Here is a 13812-nt window from a genome sequence, read left to right on the forward strand (position 1 = left end):
CGGCGGCTCCGGACGCCAACCCCCTCCGAGGGCCGTCGCACCCTGTGCGGCGGCCCTCGCCGCGTGTACCGCCCCGTACGGCAGGATGACCCCATGACGAGCGTGCACGAGGACAGGCCCGTAGTACGGCCCACGCAGCAGGACGAAGTCGCCGCAGCCGGCAGCGAGCTCATCGGGGGGCCCGTCGGCCGGTGGGCGAGACTGGGCACCGACCGGCTCACGCCCGTACGCGTCATCGCCCTGGTGGCGATCGGGATGTTCGCGCTCGGCATGGTGCAGAAGATGCCCTGCTATGAGTGGGCCTGGTTCCGCGGCATCAGTTCCCAGTACACGCACGCGTGTTACTCCGACATTCCGCACCTGTACAACGGACGCGGCTTCGCCGACGGTCTCGTGCCGTACTTCGACCGCCTGCCGACCGGTGACATGGAGTTCCTCGAATACCCCGTGCTGACAGGCCTGTTCATGCAGGTCGCGGCCTGGCTGACGCTCCCCTTCGACGGCTCCGTGCAGGACCGTGAGCAGGCCTACTGGATGATCAACGCGGGCATGCTGATGGCCTGCGCCGTCGTCATCGCGGTCTGCGTCGCCCGCACCCACCGCCGCCGACCCTGGGACGCGCTGCTCGTCGCCCTGGCGCCCGCCCTCGCCCTCACCGCCACCATCAACTGGGACCTGCTGGCCGTCGCTCTCACGGCCGCCGCGATGCTCATGTGGTCCCGGGGGCGGACCGTGACCTTCGGGGTCCTCATCGGGCTTGCGACGGCCGCCAAGCTCTATCCCGTGCTGCTGCTGGGGCCGCTGCTCGTGCTGTGCTGGCGGGCAGGCAGACGCCGGGAGTACGGAGCTGCCCTTCTCGGCGCCGCAGGGGCCTGGCTCCTGGTGAATCTGCCGATCATGGCCTTCGCGCCCGAGGGGTGGAAGAAGTTCTACACCTTCAGCCAGGAACGGTCCGTGGACTTCGGCTCCTTCTGGCTGGTCATCACCCAGCGCACCGGCCGGCCCCTCGACGTCGAAGCCGTCAACACGTACGCCACGCTCCTGATGATCCTGCTGTGCGCGGGCATCGGGCTGCTGACCCTGACCGCTCCCCGACGGCCGCGCTTCGCCCAGCTCGCCTTCCTGGTCGTCGCGGCCTTCATCCTGACCAACAAGGTCTACTCACCGCAGTACGTGCTGTGGCTGATCCCGCTCGCCGCCCTGGCCAGGCCGCGCTGGCGCGACTTCCTGATCTGGCAGGCCTGCGAGGTCATGTACTTCTTCGGGATCTGGCTTTACCTCGCGTACACGTCGAGCGACGACAAGCACCAGGGCCTCCCGCCCGAGGGATACCAGGCGGCCATCGCCCTGCATCTGCTGGGGACGCTCTACCTGTGCGCAGTCGTCGTACGCGACATCCTCATGCCCGAGCGCGACCCCGTACGGCGTGACGGCTCGGACGACCCGTCGGGCGGGGTCCTCGACGGGGTGGAGGACGTCTTCGTCCTGGGGCCCGCGGCTCATCCGCCGCGCCACGGCGTGCGGCACTACGAGGGGGCGCGCGTCGAGTGGGGCACCACCGCGTCGGGTGCGTCCCGGGCCGGCGGGACGGCCCTGACATGAGCAAGCCCCCCCCGGGTCACGGCTTGACCCGGCGGGGCTTCTGCTCGCGGTTCGAGCGCTGCGCTACGAATGCCGGTGTCTAGTGCCGCGCCAGGCAACGTTTGCCCCGTCGCGGCGGCCGCCGCTCCTTGACGGGCAAACGTCACCCGCCGCGGCACTAGCGGTCGACGATGCGGTCGAACTGCGTGGTCGTATGGCGCAGATGGGCCACCAGTTCCTCGCCCACCGTCGGCTCCTGGGCATCCGCGGGCACGAACAGGATCGACACCTGCATATGCGGCGGCTCGGCGAACCAGCGCTGCTTGCCCGCCCACACGAACGGTGCGAGATTGCGGTTCACCGTGGCCAGCCCGGCCCGCGCCACACCCTTCGCGCGCGGCATCACCCCGTGCAGCGCCTTGGGCGCCTCCAGGCCCACACCGTGCGACGTACCGCCGGCCACCACGACCAGCCAGCCGTCCGATGCCGCCTTCTGCTGGCGGTAACCGAAACGGTCGCCCTTGGACACCCGGGTCACATCGAGCACCGAACCCCGGTACTCCGTCGCCTCGTGGTCACCCAGCCACAGCCGCGTACCGATGCGCGCACGGAAGCGGGTCTGCGGGAACTGCTGCTGCAGCCGCGACAGTTCGTTCGCCTTCAGATGGCTGACGAACATCGTGTGCAGCGGCAGCCGGGCCGCCCGCAGCCGGTCCATCCAGGTGATGACCTCCTCGACGGCGTCCGAGCCGTCGAGCCGGTCCAGCGGGAGGTGCAGCGCGAAGCCTTCAAGACGTACGTCCTCGATGGCCGCGTGGAGCTGTCCGAGCTCCTCCTCACGGACGCCGTGACGCTTCATCGAGCTCATGCACTCGATGACGACCCGGGCGCCGACCAACGCGTGCACTCCGTCGACCGAGGACACGGAACGGATCACCCGGTCCGGCAGGGGGACCGGCTCCTCGCCACGCCGGAACGGCGTCAGGACGAGCAGATCACCACCGAACCAGTCCTTGACGCGGGCGGCTTCGTACGTGGTGCCGACGGCGAGGATGTCCGAGCCGAAGCGGGTGGCCTCGTCCGCGAGCCGCTCGTGGCCGAAGCCGTAGCCATTGCCCTTACAGACCGGCACGATCCCCGGGAACTGATCGAGTACGGACTTCTGGTGCGCCCGCCAGCGCGCGGTGTCGACGTACAGAGTGAGCGCCATGGCCGGTCCGGAACCTTTCTCGGATCTGGATGAATCAGACGGAGGTGAATCAGATGGAGTGAATCAGATGGGGGTGAGGAGTTCAGAGGTCAGCGACGCGACATATACATGTCGAGCGCCTTGTGCAGCACCTTGTTGAGCGGGAAGTCCCACTCGCCGACGTACTCGACGGCCTCGCCGCCGGTACCCACCTTGAACTGGATCAGGCCGAAAAGGTGGTCGGTCTCGTCGAGGGAGTCGGAGATGCCCCGCAGGTCATAGACGGTCGCGCCCATCGCGTACGCGTCGCGCAGCATCCGCCACTGCATCGCGTTCGAGGGGCGGACCTCACGCTTGTGGTTCGCGGAAGCGCCGTAGGAGTACCAGACGTGGCCGCCGACGATCAGCATCGTCGCGGCTGCCACGTTCTCGCCCTCGTGACGGGCGAAGTACAGCCGCATCCGGTTGGGGTCCTCGGTGTTCAGGACCGTCCACATGCGCTGGAAGTACGAGAGCGGGCGCGGCCGGAAATGATCGCGCTCAGCGGTGATCTCGTACAGCCGCTGCCACTCGGCGAGGTCGTCGTAGCCGGCCTGGACGACCTCGACACCGGCCTTCTCGGCCTTCTTGATATTGCGCCGCCACAGCTGGTTGAAGCCCTTGAGTACGTCGTCCAGCGAGCGGTTGGCGAGCGGGACCTGGAAGACATAGCGAGGCTGTACGTCGCCGAAGCCGGCGCCGCCGTCCTCCGCCTGCTGCCAGCCCATCTTCCGCAGCCGGTCCGACACTTCGAAGGCGCGCGGCTCGATGTGCGAGGCCTCCACGTCACGGAGCCGCTTGACGTCCGGGTCCTGGATTCCCGACTTGATCGCGATCGCGTTCCAGCGGCGGATGACGACGGGCGGGCCCATCTTCACCGAGAACGCACCCTGCTGCTTGAGATGCGCCAGCATCGGCCGCAGCCAGTCGTCCAGGTTCGGGGCGTACCAGTTGATGACCGGGCCCTCGGGAAGGTAAGCGAGGTACCGCTTGATCTTGGGCAGCTGCCGGTACAGCACCAGTCCGGCGCCGACCTGCTGGTCGTCCTTGTCGAACCAGCCGAGGCTTTCCGAACGCCATTCGGTCTTCACGTCGGCCCATGCCGGAACCTGGCAGTGACTCGCCGCGGGCAGGCTCTGGATGTACGCCAGATGCTGCTCTCGGCTGATGGTCCTCAGGGTCAGGCTCATGCGGGGCGCTCCTCGGCAGGCGTGTCTCGCGCCGAAGCCTACTGCGCGGAAGGAGCGCCCCGTCTGGCCCGGGGCACAGCCGGCCTAGCCCAGGACTCCGCCGAACAGACCACCGTGCGCCATACCCAGGAAGAACCCGATGCTGGACGCCCCCAGTCCGAGGATCAACAAGAAGCGCTCACGCGTCGTCGCCGAGATGAACTGGCCGTACGCCCCCGTCAGGATCCCCAGCAGTCCCGCCCATGAGCTGAGCAGATGCAGGTCGTGGAACATCGCGGAAACGAAAGCGATCACGCCCAGCACCACGGCCACCGCGACCAGGGTGTCCTGGAGCGGATGGGGCTTGCCGTCCGTGGCGAAGAGAGAGATGGACGAGCTGCGTCGCATTGTCTGTGCCATGGAGCACCTCCTGTCGGAAGGCGGCGCACGGTAACGCCGCACACACCCGATGTGTACAAATTGTGGCCCCTCTCGGCCGGATTTCAACTGGAGGGTGGTGAGCAGGTACTCTGTACGGTCTGCACCGGTTGTCTGCCCATGCCAGGAAACAGGCGCCTCTCTCGTAGAGGTCGACTGTCAGTGGCGGCCGATACCGTTGCGTACGCATCACGACCCTCCTGCCACGGATCGACCGTGGCCGCTGAGTCCAAAGGAGGTGGGTTCCACATGCGTCATTACGAAATGATGGTCATCCTCGACCCCGATCTCGAGGAGCGCGCTGTCTCCCCGTTGATCGAGAACTTCCTCTCCGTTGTCCGTGAGGGCAACGGAAAGGTCGAGAAGGTCGACACCTGGGGCCGTCGTCGCCTCTCCTACGAGATCAACAAGAAGCCTGAGGGCATCTACTCGGTCATCGACCTGCAGGCCGAGCCTGCGGTCGTCAAGGAGCTCGACCGACAGATGAACCTGAACGAGTCGGTCCTCCGGACCAAGGTCCTCCGCCCCGAAACCCACTGAGCTCAGTAGCTCAGCGGTAATCGGGTCCGAGTAGCAACAAGCAGCCAGCAGCAATCCCCGCCGAGAGGTTCCCCCATGGCAGGCGAGACCGTCATCACGGTCGTCGGCAATCTCGTCGACGACCCCGAGCTGCGCTTCACCCCGTCCGGTGCGGCGGTCGCGAAGTTCCGTGTCGCGTCCACTCCCCGCATCTTCGACAAGCAGACCAATGAGTGGAAGGACGGCGATGGCCTGTTCCTCACCTGCTCGGTCTGGCGTCAGGCGGCGGAGAACGTCGCGGAGTCGCTTCAGCGAGGCATGCGCGTAGTCGTGCAGGGCCGGCTGAAGCAGCGGTCCTACGAGGACCGTGAGGGCGTCAAGCGCACGGTCTATGAGCTGGACGTCGAGGAAGTCGGCCCCAGCCTCAAGACCGCCACAGCCAAGGTCACCAAGACCACGGGCCGAGGCGGCCAGGGTGGATACGGCGCCGGTGGTGGCGGCGGTCAGCAGCAGGGTGGCGGCAACTGGGGTGGAAACTCCGGTGGCGGCAGCCCGCAGCAGCAGGGCGGCGGCGCACCTGCCGCCGAGGACCCCTGGGCCACCAACGCACCGGCCGGCGGCGGCCAGCAGCAGGGCGGCGGCAGCTGGGGCGGAAGCTCCGGCGGTTCAGCCGGCGGCAGCGGCGGCTACTCGGACGAGCCCCCCTTCTAGGGCGGGTCCGTACCCCACTTCTTGATCACACAGGAGAGACACAATGGCGAAGCCGCCTGTGCGCAAGCCTAAGAAGAAGGTCTGCGCATTCTGCAAGGACAAGGTCACGTACGTGGACTACAAGGACACGAACATGCTGCGGAAGTTCATTTCCGACCGCGGTAAGATCCGTGCCCGCCGCGTGACCGGCAACTGCACTCAGCACCAGCGTGACGTCGCCACGGCTGTCAAGAACAGCCGTGAGATGGCGCTGCTGCCCTACACGTCCACCGCGCGATAAGGGAAGGGTGACCGAAAAATGAAGATCATCCTCACCCACGAGGTCACTGGCCTCGGTACCGCTGGCGATGTCGTTGACGTCAAGGACGGTTACGCTCGCAACTACCTGGTCCCGCGCGGTTTCGCGATCCGCTGGACCAAGGGTGGCGAGAAGGACGTGGCGCAGATCCGCCGCGCCCGCAAGATCCACGAGATCGCGACCATCGAGCAGGCCAATGAGATCAAGGCCAAGCTCGAAGGCGTGAAGGTCAGCCTGGCTGTTCGCTCCGGCGACGCCGGCCGCCTCTTCGGTTCCGTCACTCCGGCCGACGTCGCCACGGCGATCAAGGCTGCCGGTGGCCCCGAGGTCGACAAGCGCCGCGTTGAGCTCGGCGCCCCGATCAAGACCCTTGGTTCGCACCAGGTCTCCGTGCGTCTGCACGCCGAGGTCGCCGCGAAGCTCGGTGTCGAGGTTGTCGCTGCCTAAGCACTGCGCATCGCAGAGCATTGAGCGCTGAGAAGGGCCGCACCCCATGGGTGCGGCCCTTCTTCGTACGTCGTCCTGTGGTACGTCGTCTTGAGTTGCGTCGTCCTGCGCTATGCCTTCGTGCTGGTTCGGCCCGGTTTCACGTGAAACATCGCTCAGCGCGTGGCGCCCGTGACGATCCAGCGGCCCGAGCGGGCGCGCAGCCACAAGGTCACCAGCCGGACGACCATCATCAGCGCCATCGCCCACCACAGAGCTGTCAGCCCGCCGCCGAGCTTGGGCACGAGCAGTGCGACCGGCGTGAATACCGCGAGCGTCGCCAGCATGGCCCAGGCCAGATACGGGCCGTCCCCCGCGCCCATCAGGACACCGTCCAGCACAAAAACGATCCCCGACACGGGCTGAATGACGGCGACCACCAGCAGTGCGGGCAGCAGCGTGTCCTGCACGACTCGATCGGTCGTGAACAGCTGGATGAACAGCGGGCGCGAAATCATGACGAGCACTCCGAACAGCACTCCGGCGGCCACGCCCCACTCGACCATCCGTCGGCAGGCTTCCCGCGCACCCTTGGCGTCATTGGCACCGAGGTAGCGCCCGATGATCGCCTGACCGGCGATGGCGATGGCATCGAGAGCGAAGGCCAGCAGGCTCCAAAGGGACAGGATGATCTGGTTGGCGGCGACTTCGGCGTCCCCGAGGCGGGCGGCCACCGCGGTGGCGATCATCAGGACGGCGCGCAGCGACAGCGTGCGGACCAGCAGGGGAGCGCCGGCCCGGGCGGAGGCCCTGATGCCGGCCAGGTCGGGGCGCAGGGACGCTCCGTGCCGTCGTGCGCCGCGGACCACCACCACGAGATAGACGGCGGCCATCCCGACCTGGGCGATCACGGTGCCCCAGGCGGAACCGGCGATGCCCAGCCCCGCGCCGTACACCAGGCCCACATTGAGGGCCGCGTTGGCGGCGAAACCGCCGATGGCGACGTAGAGCGGTGTCCGGGTGTCCTGGAGGCCGCGCAGCACCCCGGTGGCCGCGAGTACCACGAGCATTGCCGGGATGCCCAGGCTGGAGATGCGCAGATAGGTGATCGCGTACGGAGCGGCCGTGTCGGAGGCGCCGAAAATGTCGACGAGCCAGGGGGCGCCGGGCAGGACGACCGCGATGACGCCCGCGCCGAGGATCAGCGCGAGCCAGATGCCGTCCATCCCCTGGCGGATCGCGGACTGGAGGTCACCCGCACCGACCCGCCGCGCGACCGCCGCGGTGGTGGCGTACGCGAGGAAGACGAAGACGCTCACGGCGGTGGTCAGCAGGGCGGCCGCGATGGCGAGACCGGCGAGCTGCGGTGTGCCGAGGTGGCCGATCACCGCGCTGTCGACCATCAGGAAGAGCGGCTCGGCGACCAGCGCACCGAAGGCGGGCAGGGCGAGCGCGAGGATTTCGCGGTCGTGTTGGCGGCGTCCGGTCTTGGGTGCCGAGGGTGCCTGGGTCATGGGCTCAATCTAATCTTCCACAGGTAAGTGATGCAATTGGGTTGGGACCCTTACTTGAGGCCCCTTTGGGGGTTCGGCTGTGCGCCGTTTGTTCTGATCTTGGGCCAAGGGCCAAAGTTTTTCTTCCCCACAGCCAGTGGATGAAGAAAGTCCAGGTCAGGGCGGTGCTCACGTGGGCGCTATGAGTTTGTCCACAGTGCTGTCCCCCGGTCCGTGCACAGGTTCTGGAGGGTTCTCCACAGCAACGGGTCCTTCGTCCACATGGCCTGTGGATAACCAGATTGGCTGACGGTGCCCGCGGGCCTACCGTGGTCCGGCGCCCGCCTTCCGTTCCGGCCCTGGAATCTCGTTGAACTTGACGCGCCGGAACCGGAGTCGGGCGTCTCATTTGTCAGAGCCGTGCCGTAAGAAAGAGTGGCACAGCGAGGTCCGCGGAGCGGACGGGAGGAGGTGGCCCGGTGAGCACCCCTGAGCCATTGGACGACCCCTGGGCCGACAGCGGTCCTGGTGACCGTCTGCCTTCCCGCCGACGCCGCGGCGAGGGCAAGGGCCGCGACGAGCAGAACGACGGGGGCCGCGAGGGCGGCGGCTGGGAAGGCGGCTCCCCCGGATTCGAGCGGGTTCCACCGCAGGACCTGGATGCCGAGCAGTCCGTCCTCGGCGGCATGCTGCTCTCCAAAGACGCCATCGCGGACGTCGTCGAGGTCATCAAGGGCAACGACTTCTACCGGCCTGCCCACGAGACGGTCTATACGGCGATCCTCGATCTCTACGCCAAGGGCGAGCCCGCCGACCCCATCACCGTGGCCGCCGAACTGACGAGGCGTGGCGAGATCGCGAAGGTCGGTGGCGCATCGTATCTGCACACGCTGGTGCAGACCGTGCCGACCGCGGCCAACGCCGAGTACTACGCCGAGATCGTCCATGAGCGGGCGGTGCTGCGCAGGCTGGTCGAGGCGGGCACAAAGATCACGCAGATGGGATACGCGGCCGACGGCGACGTCGACGACATCGTCAACTCCGCGCAGGCCGAGATCTACGCGGTCACCGAGCAGCGCACCAGCGAGGACTATCTGCCGCTCGGCGACATCATGGAGGGCGCGCTCGACGAGATCGAGGCGATCGGTTCGCGCAGCGGCGAGATGACCGGTGTGCCCACCGGCTTCACGGACTTCGACTCGCTGACCAACGGCCTGCACCCCGGCCAGATGATCGTCATCGCTGCCCGTCCCGCCATGGGCAAGTCGACGCTCGCGCTGGACTTCGCACGGGCCTGCTCGATCAAGGCCGGTCTGCCCAGCGTGATCTTCTCCCTCGAAATGGGACGCAACGAGATCGCCATGCGTCTGCTGTCGGCGGAGGCGCGGGTGGCGCTGCACCACATGCGCTCCGGGACGATGACCGACGAGGACTGGACGCGGCTGGCACGACGTATGCCGGACGTGTCGGCCGCGCCGCTGTTCATCGACGACTCGCCGAACCTGTCGATGATGGAGATCCGGGCGAAGTGCCGGCGGCTCAAGCAGCGTCAGGATCTGAAGCTGGTGGTCATCGACTATCTGCAGCTGATGCAGTCCGGTGGCTCGAAGCGTGCGGAGAACCGCCAGCAGGAGGTCTCGGACATGTCCCGAAACCTCAAGCTGCTGGCGAAGGAGCTGGAGGTCCCGGTGATCGCGCTCTCGCAGCTGAACCGTGGTCCGGAGCAACGGACGGACAAGAAGCCGATGGTGTCCGACCTTCGTGAGTCGGGATCGATCGAGCAGGACGCGGACATGGTGATCCTGCTGCACCGTGAGGATGCGTACGAGAAGGAGTCACCGCGCGCGGGCGAGGCGGACCTGATCGTGGCCAAGCACCGAAATGGTCCGACGGCGACGATCACCGTGGCGTTCCAGGGCCACTACTCACGCTTCGTGGACATGGCCCAGACCTGATTCATCCCCGCCGTGGCAGCCGGCTCGATCCGTCGAATCGGCCGCAGGGCGGTCTCGGCCGCTCTGTCTCAGATGCTCATCTTGAAGCCGACGTGGGAGGGCTCGAAGCCGAGCCGCTCGTAGAAGCGGTGGGCGTCGGTGCGGGTGGCATCGGTGGTCAGCTGGACCAACTGGCAGTTCTGGCGGCGGGATTCGTTGATCGCCCACTCGATGAGCCGGGTACCGAGGCCGCTGCCGCGCTCGTCGGCGTGGATCCGTACGCTCTCGATGATCGAGCGGGTGGAGCCCCGGCGCGACAGACCGGGGACGATCGTCAGCTGCAGTGTGCCGACGACCTTCTCGACGCCCGTGGTGGTATCGGTGCTTACGCGGACGGCCACCACCACGTGCTGGTTCGGGTCCGCGGCGAGCCGCTCGTAGGCGGCGATGTACGGGGTCAGGTCGTCCGGGGACTCACGCCGGGCGCCCAGCGCGTCGTCGGCCAGCATGGCGACAATCGCCGGAATGTCCTCGGGCGCCGCGGCACGTATCTCAAGATCACTCACGGGCAGCAGATTACGCGGGGACCCGCAGCTCCTCGACGGTCCTGACCAGGGGAGCCAGCTCCGGGTTCCTGGCGGCTTCGTCGAGCGCCTCGCGCAGCGCGGCGTCATTGGTGGGCCGGGCCTCTGCTAGCAGCGCGAGGCCGGCGTCGGTGACATCCGTGTAGATGCCGCGCCGGTCGGTGTCGCAGAGATAGCGGGTCAGCAGACCGCGGTCCTCCAGGCGGGTCACCAGGCGGGTGGTGGCGCTCTGGCTCAGCACCACGGCGTCGGCGACCTGCTTCATCTGGAGGTGGCCGCCGGGACCGCTGTGCTGACGGCTGAGGACGTCGAGAAGCGAGTACTCGCGCATGCTCAGGCCGTGCTGCGTTTCGAGGGCCCTTTCGATGTGGGCCTCGATCTTCCCGTGGAGCAGGGAGAGGGCGCACCAGCTCTGTGAGAGTGCGGTCAGTGCGGGGTCTGTCGCGGTCATGGATCTCTCCTCGTCGGGAGCGGCTTGCCCTCAGGATAGACGAATCCCGCAATAGCCCGCGCTTGCATTAGCCCGCGCATGCAAATATTGTGGACGCTCGTAAGGCGCTCACGCAATCTCTCGGGAAGGTTCACCCATGCCACTCGCGCTCCTTGCCCTCGCCATCGGGGCGTTCGGCATCGGCACCACTGAATTCGTGATCATGGGGCTGCTCCCGGAGGTCTCCGCCGACTACGGCGTCTCGATCCCCACGGCCGGCTACCTGGTCAGCGGATACGCCCTCGGTGTTGTGCTGGCGCCCCGCTGATGTCCATCCTCGGCACGCGGATCTCCCGCAAGCGAATGCTGATGATCCTGATGGGCCTCTTCATCGCGGGCAATCTGATCTCCGCACTCGCCCCCTCTTTCGGCGTGATGCTCACCGGCCGCGTGGTCGCTTCCCTCGCGCACGGCGCGTTCTTCGGCATCGGCTCGATCGTCGCGGCCGAGCTGGTCGCCCCGGAGAAGAAGGCCGGTGCGATCGCCATGATGTTCACCGGTCTGACCGTCGCCAACGTCGTCGGCGTACCGCTCGGCACGTTCATCGGCCAGAACTTCGGCTGGCGCGTCACCTTCTGCGCCGTCGCCGCGCTCGGGGTCCTCGGTCTGGTGGGGGTCGCCAAGCTTGTCCCGGAGATGGCCAAGCCCGAAGGCGTACGACTGCGTCACGAGCTCGCCGCATTCAAGAACGTCCAGGTTCTGCTCGCCATGGCGATGACAGTTCTCGGCTTCGGCGGAGTCTTCGCCGCCATCACCTACATCACCCCGATGATGACCGAGGTCGCCGGCTACTCCGCAGGTTCGGTCACCTGGCTGCTGGTCTTCTTCGGCCTCGGCATGGTCAGCGGCAACCTGATCGGTGGCAAGTTCGCCGACCGCCACCTGATGCCCCTGCTGTACGTGTCGCTGGGAGCCCTCGCGGTGGTCCTGGCCCTGTTCACCCTCACCGCGCACAACCGGATCACCGCGGCCGTCACCATCGTGCTGATCGGCGGACTGGGCTTCGCGACCGTACCGCCGCTCCAGAAGCGGGTTCTGGACCAGGCCGCGGGTGCCCCCACCCTTGCCTCCGCCGTCAACATCGGCGCCTTCAACCTCGGCAACGCGCTCTCCGCCTGGCTCGGCGGCCTCGTCATCGCGGCCGGCCTCGGCTACACCGCCCCGAACTGGGTCGGCGCCGTGCTCGCCGCCTCCGCCCTGGCGCTGGCCGTCCTGTCCAGCGGCCTGGAGCGCCGTACGGCCGCACGCGGCCAGGTTGTCGCGGGCTCTGTGCCCAAGACGGCCACAGCCGCGGCGACCGCCGCCCAGCACTGAACCCTCCCCTCCCCCGAAAGCCCCACAGAACCAAGGAGTAGCCCCATGAGCACCACCGTTGCCACCGCTGTCGCCCCGCTGACCACCCAGGACGCCGAAGCCCTCATCGAGGCGGCCCGCAGCGCCGCCGAAGCGGCCGGGGTCACCGCCGCCGTCACCGTCCTCGACGCCGGAAGGCCACCTGATGGCCTTCCGGCGCGACGACCGGGCCGTCCTGATCGCCGGCGAGACCAGCACCCGCAAGGCGTGCACCGCGCTCCAGCTCAACGCGCCGACGGCCGACCTGGGCGACGCCGTTCAGCCCGGCGGGCTCTTCCACACCCTGCCGACCGCGCTCGACCGTCCGCTCCTGTTCGTCGCCGGTGGGGTCCCGCTCCACCGCGACGGCTGCCTCATCGGCGCCATCGGCTTCGGTGGCGGGGCGCCGGACCAGGACCACGGCTTCGCGTCCGCCGCCGCCGAGTCCCTCAACCGGTAGTACGCCCCGCGCCCCGTAAGGCAGCAGTACGCGAATGCCCCCAAGTACCCGTAACATCAGGGAACTTGGGGGCATTCGTGCGAGCGCGTTCGGCGCGGAGGTCAGGCCGGCTGACGTACCGACGGCTCGTCCTTCGATCTGCGGGTGGCAGTCGGCGTGCGGGGGGTGCGCGAGGCGGTGGCAGCGGCCCGCAGACGGCGGCCTCGGCGCGTGAGTCCCCACGGCTTGAGTACGGAGATCGCGGTCATGAAGAAGTAGGCGGTGGACGCGACCGTCGGCGCGCCGATCAGGCTGCTGTCCGGGATGCCCTCCAGCACGGCCACGTTGATGCTCGGACGCAGCGCGAAGATCGTCGCGGCTGCGGTGACCAGGGTGAGCCAGAACTTCGTCCAGACCCAGCGGTGCTTGGCCAGGCCCCATGCGGTGCCGAGCGAAAGCACCAGCCCGGTGACCAGTGACAGCAGCGCCACGGGCACGAGCAACCAGTCGCCGAAGACCTTCATGGCGCTGTAGGCGGCCTGTGTGGTTGCCGGAGACTTGGTCGTATATGCGGTGACACCGAGCGCCAGCAGTCCGGCAGTAAGTCCGAGCCAGCCGACGGAGGCGGTGACGTGGGCTACGAGGATGGCCCGGCGTGCCGGGCGTGGAAGTGGTTTCACGTGAAACACAGTGCCTGGCGAGGGGCCGGTACGGCGTCTGACAGGGGGAGTAACTCCACGTACTAGCCTCGGCGTACAAGTGAAGATCACAGACCAGCTCTGTGAAAAGTTCGGGCCGCCGAGGAGTGATCGGGCCGTTTGCGGGGATTCGATGTCGGACACGAAGATCTTCGCCGCAGTGCCGATTTCGATGGCAGTCATTGCAGATCGCCACCCCGTGGGCCTTGCGGCTCTCGTCTGTGCGGATGGGGATATCCGGAAGAGATGTACGAACCGGTGCAGCCCCGGCGGTAATTCTGGAATAGCCGCAGAACGGGCACGGAATTCGCCGAGGGGCGGCGAAGGCAGGGCTTGTGTCCGGGGCTACCGCCGGTATGGTCAACTCCGGTTCGCCCCTTGGTGCGGATCCGGTGCAGGACACAGAGCAATGCAGCGTAACCGGAAAACGGGCGCGAGTGCCCGGACTTTCCAGTCCTTGTCCGATGTGGAA

13 protein-coding genes and 2 pseudogenes are annotated in these 13812 nt (G+C 67.6%); 8 read left to right on the top strand and 7 right to left on the bottom strand.

The genetic code is table 11. The annotated features are described in order from the left end of the window. The first annotated feature begins 93 nt into the window (after nucleotides 1-93). Nucleotides 94-1602, top strand: coding sequence for a glycosyltransferase family 87 protein (locus tag QMK30_RS32745; RefSeq protein ID WP_283521966.1), 1509 nt, complete (start codon nucleotides 94-96; stop codon nucleotides 1600-1602). A gap of 157 nt (nucleotides 1603-1759) precedes the next feature. Here QMK30_RS32745 and QMK30_RS32750 read toward each other — a convergent pair whose 3' ends face one another. The 3 genes from QMK30_RS32750 to QMK30_RS32760 form a co-directional block, all read right to left on the bottom strand. Then, nucleotides 1760-2791, bottom strand: coding sequence for an alanine racemase (locus QMK30_RS32750; protein WP_283521967.1), 1032 nt, complete (start codon nucleotides 2789-2791; stop codon nucleotides 1760-1762). Between the two features lie 89 nt (nucleotides 2792-2880). Beyond that, the gene (locus QMK30_RS32755) at nucleotides 2881-3999 is read right to left on the bottom strand and encodes a lipid II:glycine glycyltransferase FemX (RefSeq protein WP_283521968.1); all 1119 of its coding nucleotides are present in this window, start codon (nucleotides 3997-3999) and stop codon (nucleotides 2881-2883) included. 84 nt (nucleotides 4000-4083) lie between these two features. Continuing rightward, nucleotides 4084-4398, bottom strand: a complete 315-nt coding sequence (locus tag QMK30_RS32760) for a hypothetical protein (RefSeq protein WP_283521969.1) — start codon at nucleotides 4396-4398, stop codon at nucleotides 4084-4086. A 267-nt stretch (nucleotides 4399-4665) separates the two neighbouring features. Between QMK30_RS32760 and rpsF the strand changes: the two genes are divergently transcribed. From rpsF to rplI, 4 genes are all read left to right on the top strand, one after another. Further along, complete coding sequence (rpsF, locus tag QMK30_RS32765; RefSeq protein ID WP_283521970.1) at nucleotides 4666-4956, top strand: 30S ribosomal protein S6; 291 nt, start codon at nucleotides 4666-4668, stop codon at nucleotides 4954-4956. Between the two features lie 75 nt (nucleotides 4957-5031). Beyond that, nucleotides 5032-5646: a single-stranded DNA-binding protein gene (locus QMK30_RS32770; RefSeq protein ID WP_283521971.1), complete on the top strand. Its 615-nt coding sequence runs from the start codon at nucleotides 5032-5034 to the stop codon at nucleotides 5644-5646. Nucleotides 5647-5689: 43 nt separating this feature from the next. Then, the gene (rpsR, locus tag QMK30_RS32775) at nucleotides 5690-5926 is read left to right on the top strand and encodes a 30S ribosomal protein S18 (protein WP_003949403.1); all 237 of its coding nucleotides are present in this window, start codon (nucleotides 5690-5692) and stop codon (nucleotides 5924-5926) included. 18 nt (nucleotides 5927-5944) lie between these two features. Then, complete coding sequence (gene rplI, locus QMK30_RS32780) at nucleotides 5945-6391, top strand: 50S ribosomal protein L9 (RefSeq protein ID WP_283521972.1); 447 nt, start codon at nucleotides 5945-5947, stop codon at nucleotides 6389-6391. A 155-nt stretch (nucleotides 6392-6546) separates the two neighbouring features. On the opposite strand, the gene QMK30_RS32785 is transcribed toward rplI, so the two are convergent. Next, entirely contained in the window at nucleotides 6547-7884 is a 1338-nt protein-coding gene (locus tag QMK30_RS32785; RefSeq protein ID WP_283521973.1) for an MATE family efflux transporter, read from the bottom strand. A 476-nt stretch (nucleotides 7885-8360) separates the two neighbouring features. Between QMK30_RS32785 and dnaB the strand changes: the two genes are divergently transcribed. After that, nucleotides 8361-9818, top strand: coding sequence for a replicative DNA helicase (gene dnaB, locus QMK30_RS32790; RefSeq protein ID WP_283521994.1), 1458 nt, complete (start codon nucleotides 8361-8363; stop codon nucleotides 9816-9818). Between the two features lie 68 nt (nucleotides 9819-9886). Here dnaB and QMK30_RS32795 read toward each other — a convergent pair whose 3' ends face one another. Further along, a complete protein-coding gene (locus QMK30_RS32795) occupies nucleotides 9887-10363 on the bottom strand; it encodes a GNAT family N-acetyltransferase (protein WP_283521974.1) in 477 nt (158 codons plus the stop codon). A gap of 10 nt (nucleotides 10364-10373) precedes the next feature. Further along, nucleotides 10374-10832 carry a MarR family winged helix-turn-helix transcriptional regulator gene (locus QMK30_RS32800; RefSeq protein ID WP_283521975.1) on the bottom strand — a complete coding sequence of 153 codons (459 nt, stop codon included), beginning with the start codon at nucleotides 10830-10832 and terminating at the stop codon, nucleotides 10374-10376. A 136-nt stretch (nucleotides 10833-10968) separates the two neighbouring features. Between QMK30_RS32800 and QMK30_RS32805 the strand changes: the two are divergent. Together QMK30_RS32805 and QMK30_RS32810 are read left to right on the top strand one after the other, a co-directional pair. After that, nucleotides 10969-12185 (top strand): annotated as a pseudogene (locus QMK30_RS32805) (MFS transporter). Nucleotides 12186-12230: 45 nt separating this feature from the next. Next, nucleotides 12231-12663, top strand: a pseudogene (locus QMK30_RS32810) (GlcG/HbpS family heme-binding protein). 101 nt (nucleotides 12664-12764) lie between these two features. Here the strand turns inward: QMK30_RS32810 and QMK30_RS32815 are convergent. Beyond that, nucleotides 12765-13322: a DUF2269 domain-containing protein gene (locus tag QMK30_RS32815; protein ID WP_283521976.1), complete on the bottom strand. Its 558-nt coding sequence runs from the start codon at nucleotides 13320-13322 to the stop codon at nucleotides 12765-12767. Nucleotides 13323-13812 lie beyond the last annotated feature (490 nt).

Origin of the sequence: Streptomyces sp. H27-C3 (assembly GCF_030063415.1) — a bacterium.
Lineage (GTDB): Bacteria > Actinomycetota > Actinomycetes > Streptomycetales > Streptomycetaceae > Streptomyces.

Coding starts and splice junctions, on each gene's coding strand:
- QMK30_RS32755 (WP_283521968.1), bottom strand. CDS start 3,999: ATGAGCCTGACCCTGAGGACCATCAGCCGAGAGCAGCATCTGGCGTAC.
- rpsR (WP_003949403.1), top strand. CDS start 5,690: ATGGCGAAGCCGCCTGTGCGCAAGCCTAAGAAGAAGGTCTGCGCATTC.
- rplI (WP_283521972.1), top strand. CDS start 5,945: ATGAAGATCATCCTCACCCACGAGGTCACTGGCCTCGGTACCGCTGGC.
- QMK30_RS32770 (WP_283521971.1), top strand. CDS start 5,032: ATGGCAGGCGAGACCGTCATCACGGTCGTCGGCAATCTCGTCGACGAC.
- QMK30_RS32750 (WP_283521967.1), bottom strand. CDS start 2,791: ATGGCGCTCACTCTGTACGTCGACACCGCGCGCTGGCGGGCGCACCAG.
- rpsF (WP_283521970.1), top strand. CDS start 4,666: ATGCGTCATTACGAAATGATGGTCATCCTCGACCCCGATCTCGAGGAG.
- QMK30_RS32785 (WP_283521973.1), bottom strand. CDS start 7,884: ATGACCCAGGCACCCTCGGCACCCAAGACCGGACGCCGCCAACACGAC.
- QMK30_RS32760 (WP_283521969.1), bottom strand. CDS start 4,398: ATGGCACAGACAATGCGACGCAGCTCGTCCATCTCTCTCTTCGCCACG.
- QMK30_RS32745 (WP_283521966.1), top strand. CDS start 94: ATGACGAGCGTGCACGAGGACAGGCCCGTAGTACGGCCCACGCAGCAG.
- QMK30_RS32800 (WP_283521975.1), bottom strand. CDS start 10,832: ATGACCGCGACAGACCCCGCACTGACCGCACTCTCACAGAGCTGGTGC.